The sequence below is a fragment of the Pedobacter roseus genome, assembly GCF_014395225.1.
Lineage (GTDB): Bacteria > Bacteroidota > Bacteroidia > Sphingobacteriales > Sphingobacteriaceae > Pedobacter > Pedobacter roseus.
Genome location: NZ_CP060723.1, coordinates 2,921,108 through 2,937,705 on the forward strand (window position 1 = coordinate 2,921,108; position 16,598 = coordinate 2,937,705).

The 16,598-nt window shown below is 40.9% G+C and carries 15 protein-coding genes; 5 read left to right on the forward strand and 10 right to left on the reverse strand.

Annotated elements, in window-relative coordinates; translation table 11 throughout:
* Positions 1 to 4: 4 nt before the first annotated feature.
* Positions 5 to 1,192 (reverse strand): FAD-dependent oxidoreductase, encoded by a 1,188-nt coding sequence (locus H9L23_RS12140; RefSeq protein WP_187595202.1) that lies wholly within the window; start codon positions 1,190 to 1,192, stop codon positions 5 to 7.
* A gap of 585 nt (positions 1,193 to 1,777) precedes the next feature.
* Between H9L23_RS12140 and H9L23_RS12145 the strand changes: the two genes are divergently transcribed.
* The 4 genes from H9L23_RS12145 (at position 1,778) to H9L23_RS12160 (ending at position 5,068) form a co-directional block, all read left to right on the forward strand.
* Complete coding sequence (locus H9L23_RS12145) at positions 1,778 to 2,263, forward strand: hypothetical protein (protein ID WP_187595203.1); 486 nt, start codon at positions 1,778 to 1,780, stop codon at positions 2,261 to 2,263.
* A gap of 31 nt (positions 2,264 to 2,294) precedes the next feature.
* Positions 2,295 to 4,094 carry a tyrosinase family protein gene (locus H9L23_RS12150; protein ID WP_187595204.1) on the forward strand — a complete coding sequence of 600 codons (1,800 nt, stop codon included), beginning with the start codon at positions 2,295 to 2,297 and terminating at the stop codon, positions 4,092 to 4,094.
* 78 nt (positions 4,095 to 4,172) lie between these two features.
* Positions 4,173 to 4,808 carry a DJ-1/PfpI family protein gene (locus H9L23_RS12155; RefSeq protein ID WP_187595205.1) on the forward strand — a complete coding sequence of 212 codons (636 nt, stop codon included), beginning with the start codon at positions 4,173 to 4,175 and terminating at the stop codon, positions 4,806 to 4,808.
* A gap of 101 nt (positions 4,809 to 4,909) precedes the next feature.
* A complete protein-coding gene (locus H9L23_RS12160; RefSeq protein WP_187595206.1) occupies positions 4,910 to 5,068 on the forward strand; it encodes a hypothetical protein in 159 nt (52 codons plus the stop codon).
* Here the strand turns inward: H9L23_RS12160 and H9L23_RS26625 are convergent.
* The 9 genes from H9L23_RS26625 to H9L23_RS12200 all read right to left on the reverse strand — a co-directional run bounded on the left by H9L23_RS26625 (position 5,065) and on the right by H9L23_RS12200 (position 15,209).
* Complete coding sequence (locus H9L23_RS26625; RefSeq protein ID WP_246474925.1) at positions 5,065 to 5,853, reverse strand: hypothetical protein; 789 nt, start codon at positions 5,851 to 5,853, stop codon at positions 5,065 to 5,067. The two genes, H9L23_RS12160 and H9L23_RS26625, sit on opposite strands and share 4 nt — an antisense overlap.
* On the reverse strand, positions 5,823 to 6,494 hold the full coding sequence (locus tag H9L23_RS26630) for a hypothetical protein (RefSeq protein ID WP_246474926.1): 672 nt from the start codon (positions 6,492 to 6,494) through the stop codon (positions 5,823 to 5,825). The genes H9L23_RS26625 and H9L23_RS26630 overlap by 31 nt, the downstream gene beginning before the upstream one ends.
* Before the next feature lie 300 nt (positions 6,495 to 6,794).
* Positions 6,795 to 7,706 carry a helix-turn-helix domain-containing protein gene (locus H9L23_RS12170; RefSeq protein ID WP_187595207.1) on the reverse strand — a complete coding sequence of 304 codons (912 nt, stop codon included), beginning with the start codon at positions 7,704 to 7,706 and terminating at the stop codon, positions 6,795 to 6,797.
* A 170-nt stretch (positions 7,707 to 7,876) separates the two neighbouring features.
* Positions 7,877 to 9,040 carry a mannonate dehydratase gene (uxuA, locus tag H9L23_RS12175; RefSeq protein ID WP_187595208.1) on the reverse strand — a complete coding sequence of 388 codons (1,164 nt, stop codon included), beginning with the start codon at positions 9,038 to 9,040 and terminating at the stop codon, positions 7,877 to 7,879.
* A 62-nt stretch (positions 9,041 to 9,102) separates the two neighbouring features.
* Positions 9,103 to 9,462 carry a hypothetical protein gene (locus H9L23_RS12180; RefSeq protein WP_187595209.1) on the reverse strand — a complete coding sequence of 120 codons (360 nt, stop codon included), beginning with the start codon at positions 9,460 to 9,462 and terminating at the stop codon, positions 9,103 to 9,105.
* A gap of 16 nt (positions 9,463 to 9,478) precedes the next feature.
* Positions 9,479 to 10,540, reverse strand: coding sequence for a LacI family DNA-binding transcriptional regulator (locus H9L23_RS12185; RefSeq protein WP_187595210.1), 1,062 nt, complete (start codon positions 10,538 to 10,540; stop codon positions 9,479 to 9,481).
* Positions 10,541 to 10,976: 436 nt separating this feature from the next.
* Positions 10,977 to 12,395: a glycoside hydrolase family 28 protein gene (locus tag H9L23_RS12190; protein ID WP_187595211.1), complete on the reverse strand. Its 1,419-nt coding sequence runs from the start codon at positions 12,393 to 12,395 to the stop codon at positions 10,977 to 10,979.
* A gap of 52 nt (positions 12,396 to 12,447) precedes the next feature.
* Complete coding sequence (locus tag H9L23_RS12195) at positions 12,448 to 14,076, reverse strand: sodium/sugar symporter (RefSeq protein ID WP_187595212.1); 1,629 nt, start codon at positions 14,074 to 14,076, stop codon at positions 12,448 to 12,450.
* Between the two features lie 125 nt (positions 14,077 to 14,201).
* Positions 14,202 to 15,209, reverse strand: coding sequence for a LacI family DNA-binding transcriptional regulator (locus H9L23_RS12200; RefSeq protein WP_187595213.1), 1,008 nt, complete (start codon positions 15,207 to 15,209; stop codon positions 14,202 to 14,204).
* 499 nt (positions 15,210 to 15,708) lie between these two features.
* On the opposite strand from H9L23_RS12200, the gene H9L23_RS12205 reads away from it, so the two are divergent.
* Positions 15,709 to 16,596, forward strand: coding sequence for an inositol oxygenase family protein (locus H9L23_RS12205; protein WP_187595214.1), 888 nt, complete (start codon positions 15,709 to 15,711; stop codon positions 16,594 to 16,596).
* Positions 16,597 to 16,598: the final 2 nt, after the last annotated feature.

Genomic DNA, 16,598 nt, shown 5'->3' on the forward strand with positions numbered 1-16,598 from the left:
TTTTTTAGAATGCTTTAAAATATTTATAACCTAACTGGAAAGGACTGATATCAAAATCGGTGTGTCCGTCTAATACCAGATCGGCCATAACTTTCCCTAAGAAAGGGGTAAATTTCGCTGCCCATCCTGTGGCGTATAACACAATGTTTTGGTGGTTTGGCACATATTTGGGCGCAAAATCGATCAGCAGTTCTTTGTTCGGGATTTTACTAAGGGCAATTAAACAGGTTGAAGTATATTCTGGCTCGGTGCTCAAACCTGTCATGTGTTCTTTTACCCATTCAGCTGTATAACCCAATTCTTGCGGATTTGGAATCAAGGTTCTGTCGCTGGGTTCTTCAATGGGTTCGATCACGAAATCGGGTGCCACGCGGATGTATTCAGGATGGTCCCAGTCTACCGAAGGGAAACCATAAAATTGATTGCCATTTTCGCCTATTGCATTTTGGAATACAAACCAGGTTGGGTATTGTATATTGGGATCAGTTTTTTTAAAATAAGCGGATGACATGTTCCAATAAGTTGCTTCTATTTTGAAATCGAGCAGGTTGATTACACTGTTGATGTAGGGACCGGGGATAATCGACAGTTTTTTAGTGATGTAAATGCCATTCGGGGTTTCAATTTCGAAAAGTTCACCAATCTGGTTAATCTTAAGCACCGGTGAATTTTCTTCTAACTGAACGGTTTCTTCTTTTTTGCAAAGGTTCAAAAGCGCTTCGATGGCGGCTTTGAAATTGATGCTGGCGCCATCTGGCTGGAACAATCCGGTATAGGTTTCAGGTAAATTTTTAAAGTGGTATTTTTCTTCAATTTCTTTTGCCGTAAGCGTAGTGTATGGAACATTTAAGGCTTTTAGCGCGGCTTCTGCTTCAGCAATATTGCCTTCGGTTGAGTGTACTGTAGGATCTCCAAACCAGAGTGTCCCTACTTTATCCAATAAGGATGTGCCGGTTTCCTTTTCCAGTTCGTCCCAGTAGGGCTGCGCATCTAAAGCCATCTGTACCATATATTCATCCGGATAAGGAATCCGGAACTGGCGCGATACCCCTGCTGAGCTGCCCAACTGGTTTACGAAAGTAAATTGTTCGAGTACCAGTGTGGAAGCCTTTCGCTTGCCGAGCTGACAGGCCGTAGCTAAGCCTATGGCGCCTCCGCCAATAACGATTACATCGTAGTTTTCTGTTTTCATAAATTTTGTTTGTTTGGTTTGGTTGTTTGGGACAGGTAAAGAGACGATACCAAAGCCCATTGCCAGATATCCGTTTCTCCTCCTGTGAGGTATATTATAACGATTCAGCAATTGAATTATTCAACTACATTGCCGAGATGGATTACACTTAAAGCAGCAGGAATGTTGGTGGGATGAGCTTATACATGAGAGATTAATTTAACGTATGGAGTCTTGAAAAATATTCCTAATTGGTTTAGGTTACACCAAAACTAAACAATTAACCCTCCATTTTTTATACTCAGTTTTAAGTATTTTAAGGATGAGATTATACAGACACGACAGTCTTCAGGTTAAAACGATAATATAAAAAAATAATCCATATAAAAAACAGTATTAAAACGGTTTTTTCTAACTCCTCCAGGCTCTATCTTTAGGTTACGCTTTATAAATCAACGCAATAGAAAATTACCGCTCCACCGTGAACCATACTATTTACAATAGCTGTACTCCTGTTTACTACTGGCACAAGCCCGGTTGGTGTAGCCGTATTCTTCTTTGCCGAATATCAGAAACTGGTTGACTAAACAAGAAAAAACATCCTATATGAACCATCTAGATTTAACGCCCAAATGCTGCTGCAACGCTCCGGCAGAGAAACAGGCAGTTGTACCGCCTCCGGTACCTGCTAAAACCAAAACAGTACTGCAATCTTTCTTTTCGACATTGCTGAGTGTACTCATTGCCTTTTTTCCAAAATGCCCGATGTGCTGGGCGGCATACATGAGCATGTTCGGCTCTCTCAGTATTGCGAGGCTGCCCTACATGGGCTGGCTGCTCCCGGTACTATTTATAATGCTGGGCGTACACATGTTCCTGTTGTTCCGCAGGGCGCCGCGGGTTGGCTATCTTCCATTTTCCATCAGTCTGCTTGGCGCGCTATCGCTAATCGCGGCCCGTGTGCTTTTTCCTTCTGAACAAAGTTTGCTAATGATTGGCATGGCTTTTATCATCGGCGGCTCACTGCTCAACAGCCTCTCAGCTGGCCGGTTACGCTTTGCATTTGGCAAACAGCAAGTTACCCAATCATAAACATATCCATTCAAATAAAAAAAACTAACCAATGAAATCAACACTAAAAGTACGCAGGTCGATTCAAAACATTTACAACGATTTTAATAACGGCAAGCCCGAAGAGCTGGAAAAGCTTATAGTAGCCTGGCAGTTTATCAAGGCATTGCCAGCTGATCATCCCAATTCATTTATGACGCTAGGTGGTTTCCACGGGGAGCCTTTTGTAGGCCGCGGCGCTTATGATGGCAGCTATTGGGGAGGTTATTGCAACCATGGCAATATACTTTTCCCTACCTGGCACCGGGTGTACCTGCATAAACTGGAAAAAGCGCTACAAAGCGTTCCCGGCTGCGAAAGCGTAATGCTCCCTTACTGGGACCAAACCTATAAAATTACTAAGCCGGATGGCAGCAAAGAGTTTTTAGGTGTACCGCCCGTTCTTACCGATGAATATTTCACTTTTTCGAATAATGTAACCATCCCTAATCCTTTAAAATCTTTTGTATTGCCAGTGGCTTTGCATGATTATGTGGAAGTAAGTTCTTATTCCAAACCTCAGGGTTACGAAACTGTAAGATATCCGTTATCAGGCCTGGTGGGCCGACCTACCGACCGTGCAGCAGCCGAACTTAATAACAGTGCCTATTATATACCGGGCACCAATACCATCAACGTAAAGCTGACCACTCAATTATTGAACGATAATGTGATCGGCTGGCTGAGTGGTACAGTAGAAATACCAGGTCAGTTTAACCCCAACAATCCACTCACACCCGTAGGCAAGTTCAGGGGTGGTGTGTACGACAGTTATAAAAAAAGCCTCGATGCACCTTGCTATACGGTATTCTCTAACAATACTTCCCGCAGCGAGTGGAACGATCCCAAATACAATAATATTAATGCACAATCGCTTGAATCGCCACATGGCAGTATCCACCTTTCGGTAGGCGGCGTTAATATGCCCGGACAGGATGCCAACCCCAACTCTCCAAATCCCAATGTACCATCAAACGCTAACGGCGATATGGGCGAAAACGAAACTGCAGGCCTCGACCCGATTTTCTTCTTCCACCATTGCAATGTAGACCGCATATTCTGGATGTGGCAGAAAAAACACAATTCTACCACCAATCTTGACCTTTCGGTACCGGGCTTCCCTGCCGACCAGCAATATCCTGGGACCAATAACGAAGGGCAGCAACCACCTGTAGGCTACGAACCGAGCGAGCAGCTGACCATGGATTCGCCACTTTTCCCTTTTAAAATGGTGGAGAACGGGCAAGAACGCTATTTCCGCTCGAGCGATGTTTTCGACATAGAGAACCAGCTGGGCTTTACTTACGAGAGCCTCTCACTTGATGATACTGACCAGGCAAGTGCTTTGAAACTGCAAGCATCTGCCCCACAGGAAGTACACAAAAGCGATAAGGTGCTAACCATAAATGGCATCAACCGGGCTAAAATAAATGGTTCATTCGTACTTTCTGCATACGCTACCATAGATGGCATTCGACATTTCCTGGGCGCTGAACCAGTGCTGAGCAGGTGGCGCGTTGTGGCCTGCAAAAACTGTTTAACACACCTCGAAGTATCTGCATCGTTTACGCTCTACCAGTTTACGGAGGATGAAATTGCCAGGGCTATTTTTGATGTACAGATCAACGGAAGATCGGGCAATGAAACGGAATTTGCCAAGTTTACCGTTGCCAACCAGGCAAACGCCAACAAATTGCTCACTGCACGTGCACCCGGTAATATGATGCTGATGGCTGATAGCCTTGGAAAAGGATTGGTTGCAGAGGCACCCATGTTGATGAACAGTTCGGCCTTCAATATGCAGGTTTCATAAATCAAATGACTGATAAAAAGCTGCCTCCATTTCGGGCAGCTTTTTTATTAAAGCTTTAATGTCATAAATATGACCACAATGGATAAAAAAATAAATGTGGCTGTCCTAATATATCCGGGTGTTGAACTGATCGATATGAACGGCCCGCTCGACGTATTTGTAAAAACAAACCGTTATAACCAGGATAAATACCACGTATTCACCGTTGCAGAATCTGCTAAAAAAATCAAAAGTGAACGTTTAGTTGTCAACATTACACCCGACTTTACGTTAAAAAATTGTCCTCAGCCCTATATTATCGTTATTCCAGGCCAGATTATGCCCGAAGGTAGTACCTTATCTTTTGGCAGTGGCTCGGATAAACTGATCAAATGGATTATCGGGAAAGCCAAAAATCCGGAGATTGTGATCATGTCAGTTTGTATTGGTGTTTATATTCTGGCAAAAACAGGATTGCTCAGCAAAAAGAATGCAACCACCCACTGGGCTGCAATTGAAGATATCCAGAAGGAATATCCTGATATCAATTTTATCAAAAATGAGCGGTATGTAGCAGATGGCAATTACGTAACAACTGGCGGTGTTACTTCAGGGATCGATGGCGCACTTTACCTTATCGAAAAATTAGATGGTGCTAAAATTGCACAGGAAGTGGCCGATATCATGGTTTACAACCGTGATGCACCATTACCACCTGATACGATTTTACCCTAAAACATCTCTAATGCGAAGAAGAAACAGTAAATAACAAACCCCACCCCGAAAGCCAGGTAGGGTTTGTTATTTTTATAATGACTATCAATCAAATAAACTAAATGATCAACGGATATTTTACATCCGATTATTTTAGCGATCTAATTAAAAAAGATGCCGGAAAATCAGTACAGGAATACATCCAGCTCAAACTGATGAATGCGGCCTGTTTTTATTTATCTCCTGATTTGGCTGTTTGTAACCTCATTCCAGTATATTAACACACCCTGATTACAGCCATATCCAACAATTCGCCAAGCTTATCTATCTTATCGGCAATGTGTCCTATGCCCACAGCACAGTGGTGGGCCGGCCCGTTAAGGTTCCAGGCATCTACAAACCTCCGTGCACCAATACTAAATCTATACCGGCTATTGGTATTTCCAATCTGGAGAATAGGTCCCTTCACTGATTCTCCTTCCGCTACTAAAAGTATAAGCTTGCCATCTTTGGTTTCGGCCACAGACAATAAGGTAACCGGACCATTCTTCACCGACATTTCTACTGATAAACCCCTGCCAACTTTTCCATGGTACACCTTAAGTGGCTTCACTTTTGTTTTTCCTTCGGCTATGGCAATATGACCAGGGCCATCATGCCCCATTAAAACTACATCATCTTTAAAATCCATAGCATAATATTCTGTAAAGGAGCCTCCCGCCCCAAAGCTGTCCATTATTTTCATGGCCTGAACATTCTTAATTTCATATTCTCCAGCTACCGGAATTCCACGCGCTGTAAGTAATGAATTACCCAAAATGATAGAACTGATTGTATCTTCGTTATCCTTATTACCGGTTCCCTTATAATAGTAGGCAAATGATCCAAGTTTATACTTCTCTGCCAGTAAGTCCATGGCAACGGAGGTTCTTGAAGATTCCTGAAGATCTTCGGGAGAACAATCGGCCTGTACATCAAACTGATCTTTGAAATGTTCAATTCTTTCGGCAACCTGTTCTGTTGTTACCGTTTTCCTCAGAGAGGCCAATTCCTCCACCTCAAGCATTTCGATATGCCCCCGAAATAAGCATACTGTTTGGTTATATCTGTGTAAATATCGAGCATACCGCTATAATAATGCCCCAAACAGCCCATCCGGTTGTTAGACATAATATTTTTTACTTTTGCGGCCTCCACCCATTGGGCTACCTCATTCCATAATTCTTCATCGCCGTGGAGCATACCTGTGATCTGGTGGAATTTTATACCGGTGCGATTGAAGACGTTTGCAATTTCGGGAACCGGGCAGGCAGAACAAAATGCCAGCCACTCTCCTGTCATTTTTACACTATCGCCCATTTGATTAAATTTTTCGTAATCAATAGCGGCCTCCGGTGAAATATTCAAAATGATTACAGGAACTTTTGCCTTTTGCACTACAGGTAAAACCGTTGATGAAAGTGCGTAGGTGCTTACATAAAGAAATATAAGATCTACGCTTTCGCTCCTGAAACGGTCGCCGGCATCAAAAGCTTTATCAATATTATCTACAATCCCAAGGTTAACTAGGTTAGGATGAAAAGCTGCAATTTTTTCTTCAATAATAGAAAGGTAGTTTTTTAATCTGGTCTCCAAGCCCTCAAATTGATCCCAATAAGTATCCAGGCCGATACCGAACAGACCAATCTTCAATGTATTTTTGCGCATCTTTATTTTTTGTTTCTATTTTTTATGGACAGAATGATGTTTATCTGAAATTTTACCGATACCGTGGCTTCCCGTTAATGATTAAACAACCGGAAACATTTTTAATAAATGTTTTAACGTAAAAAGATCCTGCAATTTTTATTTATCTGGTTAGGTAAAATCCTGGAATTATTTCCTGCTAAATCTACTGCTTGGCCCGATATGAATAAATACACTTTTTGATCATTGAGATTCATATTTTGATTTTTATTATTGGGTTAAAATTTTTTCCTTTATTTAAAATCAATTTTATAAATCCATTCAAATGGAATTATTGACCTGCCTGTTTAAAAATTCCTTTCTATATCTTGATGGCGAAAGACTCATCTTTGATTTGAATAACCTGGAAAAATAATATTCAGATTCAAAGCCATTTTGGTAGGCAATATCAGAAATACCGAGATCAGTTTCGAGCAGCATTTTTGCCGCTTTTTGTATTTTGAGGTTTAATTGATATTGGCCGGGCGACTGACCCGTAATTTCTTTAAATGATTTTCTAAACCAGGCATAACTTACATTATGTTTTTCGGCAAGTTTTTCGGGAGAAATATCACTATTCAGGTTTTCGTGAATGCTGTATTTAATGTTATTGATAATTTGTGCCTTGCGGCTGCTCGATTGTAATTTTAAAAGTGCAGATGCATATACAAGCCCTAAAAGCTGAATGGTTAAACAGCCTGCCAATTGGTTGCTCCCCATTCCATCAAACTTAATGGTATCAATCAACTGGATAAAAATATTAATAAATTCGGCATTAAAACCCATGTAAATTAATGGGTGTTCTGCACTAAAACAATCCTGTTTCATGAGGTGGTTGGCATAACTTCCGCCAAACCCTACCCAATACTCGCTCCATCCATTTTTTTCATCTGGTTTAAAGCGGTGCCAGATACCTGGATACAGGAAAAAAATGGTTCCAGGCTGCACATCTACCTTACCTATAAATTCGGCTTCAAAAGTACCTGTACCTGATGCGATGTAAACTAGCTGATACTCTGAAAGTACCCTGCCTTTGGAGTAATCAAAAAAGTAAGCATCGGGATGCACGGCATCCGGATATTTTTTCCCTGCCGGATGGATATAATGGCCCACATTTAATATAGAAATTCCCCAATCAGGCTGTTTTGCATCAGCTTCGGTACCCGGGGTGATGTATTTGCGGAAAGTGTCCATAATTTGGTTAGTTATTCAGAATATCTAAGCTAAACAAAACTCCGGCAAGCACAATCAGTTTTGATAAATTATATCAAAAAGTGCATCAAAAATTCCAAAATATGCAAAATTAAAAACGATGTTTAGTCTGCTAAACTAAATAGGTTTGAGCTTCGACATATTAAAATACACTAATAATTTCCTGTAACACCAATTTCGAGACCACGCAACTCTGCCAGCCCACGCAAACGGCCAATTGCCGAATAGCCTGGATTGGTTTGTTTAGCAAGGTCATCTAACATCTGATGCCCATGGTCTGGCCTGAAAGGAATGGGTATATTGCGTAAAGCATTTTCTGCAGTTAGCGCTTTCATGATTTCGTACATGTTTACATCACCACCTAAATGGTCGGCTTCGTAAAAACTGCCATCTTCATCTTTCTTCACATTACGTAAGTGCGCAAAATATACACGCTCTTTTACTGCATTAAAAATCTCCAATGCATTATTATCTACCCCAGCCCCTAAAGAACCCGTACAAAAGCAAACGCCGTTAAAAGGTTGATCCACCGCTTTAATAATGTAGTTAAAATCTTCCAATGTACTTGCAATCCGGGGCAAACCCAAAATGGCATAAGGAGGATCATCAGGATGGATGGTCATTTTAATACCTTCTTCGGTACAAACCTCAGCAATGGAAGACAGGAAATACTTTAAGTTTTCTTTTAAACCCTGTGTACCGATAGCCTTGTATTCGTTAATGCTATTGCGGAGGGTTTCTAATTCTATTTCCTTTTCATTAGGAATTCCCATCAGCACATTAATGCGAAGATCAACCAGATCCTGCTCTGATAAAGTAGCATGTTTATCTTTGGCTCTTTGCAAGATAGCATCTGAATAATCGGCTTCGGCATCGTCCCTTTTCAGGATGTAAAGATCAAAAATAGCCAGATCGATCCAGTTGAAATAAAGGGCTTTCGATCCATCGGTCATTTCGAGATCCAGCTGTGTACGCGTCCAGTCGAGTACCGGCATAAAATTGTAGCACACGGTTTTTATGCCACAAGCAGAAAGATTTTTAAGTGAAGTTTTATAGTTTTCAATAAATTTACCTGCATCTGCCCTGCGGGTTTTAATCGCTTCGTGCACAGGCACACTTTCTACCACCGACCAGGTTAAGCCGGCGGCTTCAATAATGGCTTTTCTTTCTTTAATATCTTCTAGTGGCCAAACTTCGCCATGTGGAATATGGTGCAGTGCGGTTACAATACCTGTAGCACCCGCCTGTTTAACATCTTGCAAGGTAACCGGATCGTTAGGTCCATACCAACGCCAGGTTTGTTCTAATTTTTTCATAAATGTATGATTACACAGATTTATATGATTACAACGATAGAGGGATTACTCTGATAATGTGGTTACACACTAAGCTTTTGCTGAGTTAAACACAGGCTATCTTCCCGGAGTTTAATATAAGAAGATACAATACTCAGCATCATTTCATGGTAGCGGTTTGTGCTTTCCTGATCTGTACATACCGAAACCATACTGGCGTTACTATCATCATTTTGGCCATAAGTAATATTAAATGTTGACGTATAAAGCCACTCAGGCTGGTTTTCTGTACTGAGCATGATTTTACAGCTTGCCACATAAACGCCGGGCCTGTTGCCATCAACACGCCACGTATAAGCTAATGGTAACGTTACAATGCCGAAATCCGGCAGATCAACCAATACATTTACCTCTTTTACCATATTTTCTTTCCCGCTTACCATTGCTACCCTTTTAAGCTTATTTACCGACCGTTAGGGCTTCTGGTTGAACCTCATCTGATGTTTTTTTAAACTGCGACGAATCGCGTATTTCCATCTGGGTAGTTAGTACCGCTTTTATTTTATTTTTATTGGTGTTATTGGTTAACCGGTACATCAAAATCTCCATAATCTGATCAGCAATTTCTTCAAGTGGCTGTGCTATTGCTGTTATAGATGGCATAAAATATTTAAAGACCTCCAGGTCATCAAACGAAACCATGGCTATATTTTCACCTATTTTAAGGTTGAGCTGCCGCATCGCGTCTAAACCATCCATACTTAGGTAATTACAGGCAAAAACAACGGCATCAATTTGATTGTTCTGCTGCAGGAAGGCGGCAATTTCGGCCACACTTTCCGGTTTTCCCTCATAATTAATACGTTTAACAATCGGGTTTAGTCCTGCGATAACAATGGCTCTCTCATAACCTTTTGTGCGGTCTAACATCTGCGATTGATCGGTTTCTATCGTTACAAAGGCAATTTCTTTATAACCGCTGTCAATCAGGTGCTGAGTGGCTTCGGCTGCGCTACTTTCATTATCGATTAATACGTAATCGCTTTCAAAACCTGAAATATACCGGTCAAACAACACCACAGGTACATCACCGCCAATCACTTCCTTTACTTCATTTTCAAGTCCGTTAGGCAGGGCAATGATAAAAGCATCCACATGCCTTTCATTAAAAACCTGCAATACCTCTCCTCCTCTTTTTTTACTGTTTTTGGTACTACTGAAGAGAATATTATAACCGTGAGCAGATGCCTTCTCATCGATATATTTTGCAATGCCCGAGAAAAAAGGCTGAGAGATTTCGTCAACAATAAAACCAATCGTCATGGTTTTACCGGTGCGGAAACTTTTGGCTAAGGCATTTGGCTGATAATTCAATTCTGAAACCAGGTGTTCCACCCTATCAATCAGTACCTGACTGATATTTTTCTCCCTTGCCTTCCCGTTAATCACAAATGAAACCGTTGTAGTTGAAGTTCCCAATTGCCTGGCAATATCAGTTATGGATAACCTTTTTTCTCTCACTTTAATTTATTTAATAATTACATTCCTGCTCCTGCAGACACCATAAACCAATAGTTCATGATAAATATTTGGTTAGTTTTAAATTACCGATCAGATGCTTTTGAGCTTCGTGTACCGAATATGGTATAGCGAAGTTGTTAAAAAAAGAAGGCCTTTAAATGATTTTTGAGGTATTTATTTGCGTAAACGTTTAAGTAAAACGGAAGATTTTGACATAGCAAAACAGGACTGAAAAACAGACAGCCTAAAGGGTTTAATTACAATTATAGTGAACATGTATTTTACCTATGAAGATCCTTCGACTACGCTCAGGATGACAATCGCAGGAAAATTTCGGTATTATCAGAGTCTCCATGGCAAATGGCAGAGCTCAATCCTTAAAATGGTCGTCTTTCTCACGCATGCGGGAATCTTAAAGCGCCTGCATTACGATTATTTACTTACCTACGGTGGTTTCGCTAAAATTTACCATTTTGAGTTTACTTACATTTTTTTGTTCCATCGCTTTGCCAGCATAATCAGGTTTATTGGTGCCCCATACCACATTGCTATTTAGTACACAAACGTATCCGGTATTTTCGAAGTAAAACCCTGCAACGGCGCTTTTAACAAGGCCTTCTACGTTACTCGGTCTGCGGTCGTACACGCCACCGGCCTCTTTTGTGGTTTTATCAAGATGTACCGTCACCTGATCGAAATAGATATCCGCAATTTTATCCTGACTTTCGCCACTGATGTACACACCACTTTCTCCGGTGCAACGGATATTGCTGAAATAGATATTCTTTACCGCTCCTACCTTTCCTTTGCTTTGTCCTTTTGGTAAACGCCAGCCCGCATCTTTGTTGTTGCTGGTTGCCCTTGGGTAAGCGGTAATATAAATGGGTTCGGCCTTGCCCCACCACACATCCGAAAAAAGTTTCGATTCGATCAGCAAATTGGAGAAAACAACATTGCTTACCGTCCCCTCGTCGCGGTTCTGGATGCCTATACCCCGGTTGCTCTTTCTAATATTACAGTTATTAATCAACACGTTGCTGATGCGATCCATATTTTCTGAACCAATTTTAATGGCGCAGGAGCTGGATGTCATGGTACAATTGCTGATCACAATATTTTCGCAGGCACCGTATTCTTCATATTCCCGTCTGTTTTTCAGACAGATACAATCATCACCTGATTCGATATAACAGTTATTGATCCTTACATTTTTACTATGATCAAGATCGATGCCATCGCTGTTTCGTATCTTAATGCTATTGAGCAAGGTAATATTCGATATGGATACATCGTTACAGCCTACCAGATGCACCGTCCAATAGGCCGAATTCTGAAAAGTTACCCCATCTATATTCAGTTTATTACAACCAATCAAGGTAAGTAAATGCGGCCTTGGATCTACCACATTAAAAGGTTTCAGTACATACGAATCGCTCAATTCTTCACCCATAAACGAAATGCCGTTGCCATCAATTACTCCTGTTCCGCTAATGCTTACCTGTTCAAGTTTTTCTCCTCCAATCCAGATGGTACCTTCACCTTTATTTTCTCTAAACGCACTTTGGGTATATAATTTTTCGTCGGGGCTGGCCAGAAGTTTTGCACCACCTTCCACCCTTAAATCTATAAACGATTTTAAATTAAACGGACCAGTTAAAAATACATGTCCGGCAGGTACAATTACCTGTCCGCCACCAGCTGCTGCACAGGCATCTATGGCTTTCTGAATCGCAATGGCATCATTCGTTTTACCATCGCCAACCGCACCATAGTTTTTAATATTGTATAATTTATTTTGAGCTGCTGCCCCGAAAGATATCAGGAGCGCAAAAACAAACAGGATCTTAGTTTTCATTTTATTTGTTAGAGATAATGATGTGCGCGTTGGCTTTCAAATTAATTTTAGCTTACCAGAAAACGGTGTAAAGTGCTGCAAGAATGCCACATATAATCACCGAAGCGATGGTAAATGCAGGCGTAACCTTAAACATGCTGCTATCGATTTCGAGCCCCTGCGGATTATCCTTGCTTTTTGGATCGGTTAATGTAACCAGCACCATCAGCACAAGAATGATGAGGAACACCCACGACATCCGGTTTAAAAAAGGGATTTCGGCGATAGCACCACCGGTGAGTGCAGGCAGAAATTTAAATAAGGTAGATAAAGGGATGGTTAACAATGCCGCGGTAAGTGCCGCACGTGAGGTGGTTTTCTTCCAGAAAAAACCCAATAAAAAGATGGCAAAAACCCCTGGCGAAATAAACCCGACATACTCCTGGATAAACTGATAAACCTGATCGAAACTACGCAGTGCAGGTGCAATAACGATGGCAATTAAAGAAGCAATCACCACCGACCATCTTCCAACCGAAACCAAACGCGTTTCTGAAGCTTCGGGTTTGATGAATTTTTTATAAATATCAAGGGTAAAAATGGTGGCAATACTGTTGCATTTTCCCGCGAGCGAAGCAACGATAGCTGCCGTAAGAGCAGCAAAAGCAAGGCCTTTTATCCCTGCAGGCAGTAAATTCATCAATACCGGATAAGCATGGTCGGGTTTTACCGTTCCTGCTGCATCCAACATTTCGGAGTGAAAATAACCACGCTGATAAAGCACATAAGCCGCAATACCCGGGATTACAACAATTACCGGAATCAGCAATTTTAAAAATGCGGCAAATATTAATCCACTGCGCCCGGTTTTTAAATCGGCACCCAATGCCCGTTGTACAATGTATTGGTTACAGCCCCAATAGTTTAAATTATTGATCCACAAACCACCAACCAATACTGCAATACCAGGCAGTTCGTGGTAAAACTTATCTCCTTTCGAAAAGATCATGTGGAAGTGATCGGATGCTTCACTCTTGAGCAAAGGAAGCGCAGCAAACACACTTGGGGCATCCAGTTTTTCGGAAACAAGCTTTAGCGCCATATAACAGGTAATTAACCCGCCTGCAACCAGCACAAACACCTGAATTACATCGGTATACCCGATTACTTTCATCCCGCCAAGGGTAATAATGGCCGAAAAGATGGCCAGAAAGATAATGCATATATTAAAAGGAACGCCGGTAATGGTTTCGATGGCAATGGCACCAAGGAAAAAAATAGAAGTCAGGTTTACAAATACATAAACGAGTAACCAAAAAACCGCCATCAGTGTACTTACCGTATTGTTATAACGGTTAGACAGAAACTGGGGCATGGTGTAAATTTTGTTTTTGATATAAATGGGCAGAAAAAAGATGGCCACAATAATTAAAGTAGCGGCCGCCATCCATTCGTAACTGGCAATGGCAAGTCCCATGGCAAAACCCGAACCCGACATGCCAATAAAATGCTCAGCTGAAATGTTCGATGCAATAATAGATGCCCCTATTGCCCACCAGGTTAGCGAACCTTCGGCCAGAAAATAATCTTTCGTATCTGTACGCTGTTTCTTTTTGCTCCGATAAACCCAATAGCCATACACCGAAACAATAATAAAATACATCAGGAAAACGGCATAATCGAATGCAGACAGGTGGTTCATAGCGTGTTTTTATATTTGGTTTTTTTAAAAATCAGAAAAAATCCCAAAGTTGGAAGCTTAATCCTGTTATTTAATTACGTAAACGTTTTCGCGTGGCCAGCTTAAATGGCCAGATTTTATATCGGTTAACAGCCTGTAGATTCGCGTTTGATCAGCATTGATTTTAACACAATATTCTGTTCATCATCCAGCTGTTTATTGTTAAGGATTTTAAACAGGCACTTTGCGGCTTCACGGCCTATTTCGAAGGCCGGCTGCGTAATGGTGGTGAGCGAGGGAGCCAAAAGCGGCGCTGTACTCAGGTTCGAAAAACTCAGCATTTTTACATCAAAAGGGATCCGCAGGCCCAATGCTCTACAGGCAGTATAAGCGGGAATGATAAATTCTTCGATGGAAGAGAAAAGTGCATCAGGCTTTTGTTGGGCCAGTAAGGCCTTAATATTTTCCAGATTCTTAGTTTCATCATCATGATATTTAACCACAAATTGTTCATTAACATCCAACTCGTGGGCTTTTAAGGCATCAACATAACCAGCAAACCTGGCCTTGCCTGCCGGAAGATTGTCTAAGCCGTATAAATGTGCAATCTTTGTACAACCACACTCAATTAAGTGTTTGGTGGCCTCATAAGCAATATCATAATCGTCGGTGGTTACCCTAACCGCATCCAGGTTTTCGTACACGCGGTCGAAAAACACTAAAGGAATTTTTTTAACCAGGTTAGCATAATATTCACTGTTGTATTCACTGCTTGATACTGATGTAAGGATTCCATCAACGCGGCCACTGAGCAAACTATTGGTAAAGGTTACTTCTGCCTCTATATTTTCGTGGGTTTGATAAATAAGTACGTGGTAACCATACTGGCGGGCAATTTCTTCAATTCCTTTTATCGCTAAAGAAAAAAAGTTATTGGCTACACAGGGAATTACCACGGCTATAGTTTTGGTTTTATGGCTCCTTAAATTACTTGCTGCCGGGTTTGGGGTATAGTTAAGTTGCTTGGCAAGATCCCATACCCTGTTCTTTGTTTTTAAACTGATCTCATAACTGTCGTTTAGGGCTTTGGAAACGGTGGCTATGGAAATATTCAACTCCTGAGCCAAACGCTTAATATTTACTGCTTCCGCCATGATTAATAGTGTATTTGTTAGTTTCTTTGAGGATTATTTTCCATCGTTGGCAGTTTATCGCCGTAACAACGGTTTATCCTCTTCTTCACCAGTATCTTCATCAAAAACAAACAGTAGCCCTGGCATATTGGTATGGCTCCAGGCGAATTGATGTTCATAATAAGTTATTTGGTTACAGCATTCAAACACCTCCTTTAACAGGAAAAGGCATTTGTTAACAAACGAAAATATAAAATAATCGTAACAAGAACGTTTATTTTTTTTCTTTCGCATATTTCCAGTCCAGGTGCTTCAGGCAGAAAATGGCACCTGTAAAATCAAGAATTGCCATAACCTACTAAATTTAAACAAATTAAGTCGGATTATAAAGACCAAAATAAGATTTTACGTAATCGTTTAAGTAAATAAAATTGGCAAAATATAAAAGTTTAAGCTTTCAAAAACTCAACTTTAACTTACGAACCAACGAAAATTTTTAACCAAATCAATTTCTAGCCTTATGAGAAACCAAAGCGCAGCTTCGAAGGATGACCAAAATCCGTTACAAAACCTTGATCAGTGGGAAGAGGATATTTTGATCCGTTATCCCGACCCTAAAAATATCAATGCTGAAAAAACAGAAGAACAGTTCAGAAATTACGAAGAAACAGAAAAGGACAGTGTAAAGGAATTTTACAGGCTTAACCATACTTATCAAACCTACGATTTCGTAAAACAGAAAAAAGCAGATTATTTAAAGTTCGACAAACAGGAAATGCCGATCTGGAGTGCGTTTGATTTCCTCAACAAATTGGTGGATGATTCTGATCCTGATACAGATTTAGACCAGATGCAGCACCTTTTGCAAACATCAGAAGCCATTAGAAATGACGGTCACCCTGATTGGATGGTACTTGTAGGCCTCATCCACGATATGGGTAAAGTATTATGTTTGTTCGGAGAGCCGCAGTGGGCTGTGGTAGGCGATACTTTTCCGGTAGGCTGTGCCTATTCGGATAAAATTGTTTATCCGGAATTTTTTAGTCAAAATCCGGATTTCAACAACGAAATCTACCAAACAAAGTTAGGGGTATATACACAAAACTGCGGTCTTGATAACGTAGACATGTCGTGGGGGCACGATGAATATGTGTACCACATGATGAAACCCTATATTCCTGAGCCAGGATTGTATATGTTACGTTACCACTCTTTTTATTCGCAGCACCGCGAAAACGCTTACGATCACCTGATGAATGAAAAAGACCATGAAATGTTTAAATGGGTGAACCTGTTTAATCCTTACGATCTGTATTCCAAAAACCCCAATCAAAAAAGCTGGGCCGAACTGGAGCCTTATTATAAGGCACTTGTGGCTAAATATTTACCAGCTACCATTAAATTTTAACA

What these genes read in the sequence shown, in the direction of transcription:
- H9L23_RS12190 (WP_187595211.1), bottom strand. Translation starts at nt 12,395, where the DNA reads ATGAAAACTAAGATCCTGTTTGTTTTTGCGCTCCTGATATCTTTCGGG.
- H9L23_RS12170 (WP_187595207.1), bottom strand. Translation starts at nt 7,706, where the DNA reads ATGGACACTTTCCGCAAATACATCACCCCGGGTACCGAAGCTGATGCA.
- H9L23_RS12160 (WP_187595206.1), top strand. Translation starts at nt 4,910, where the DNA reads ATGATCAACGGATATTTTACATCCGATTATTTTAGCGATCTAATTAAA.
- H9L23_RS26630 (WP_246474926.1), bottom strand. Translation starts at nt 6,494, where the DNA reads ATGCGCAAAAATACATTGAAGATTGGTCTGTTCGGTATCGGCCTGGAT.
- H9L23_RS12140 (WP_187595202.1), bottom strand. Translation starts at nt 1,192, where the DNA reads ATGAAAACAGAAAACTACGATGTAATCGTTATTGGCGGAGGCGCCATA.
- H9L23_RS12150 (WP_187595204.1), top strand. Translation starts at nt 2,295, where the DNA reads ATGAAATCAACACTAAAAGTACGCAGGTCGATTCAAAACATTTACAAC.
- H9L23_RS12145 (WP_187595203.1), top strand. Translation starts at nt 1,778, where the DNA reads ATGAACCATCTAGATTTAACGCCCAAATGCTGCTGCAACGCTCCGGCA.
- H9L23_RS12180 (WP_187595209.1), bottom strand. Translation starts at nt 9,462, where the DNA reads ATGGTAAGCGGGAAAGAAAATATGGTAAAAGAGGTAAATGTATTGGTT.
- H9L23_RS12200 (WP_187595213.1), bottom strand. Translation starts at nt 15,209, where the DNA reads ATGGCGGAAGCAGTAAATATTAAGCGTTTGGCTCAGGAGTTGAATATT.
- H9L23_RS12205 (WP_187595214.1), top strand. Translation starts at nt 15,709, where the DNA reads ATGAGAAACCAAAGCGCAGCTTCGAAGGATGACCAAAATCCGTTACAA.
- H9L23_RS12195 (WP_187595212.1), bottom strand. Translation starts at nt 14,076, where the DNA reads ATGAACCACCTGTCTGCATTCGATTATGCCGTTTTCCTGATGTATTTT.
- H9L23_RS12155 (WP_187595205.1), top strand. Translation starts at nt 4,173, where the DNA reads ATGGATAAAAAAATAAATGTGGCTGTCCTAATATATCCGGGTGTTGAA.
- uxuA (WP_187595208.1), bottom strand. Translation starts at nt 9,040, where the DNA reads ATGAAAAAATTAGAACAAACCTGGCGTTGGTATGGACCTAACGATCCG.
- H9L23_RS26625 (WP_246474925.1), bottom strand. Translation starts at nt 5,853, where the DNA reads ATGCTTGAGGTGGAGGAATTGGCCTCTCTGAGGAAAACGGTAACAACA.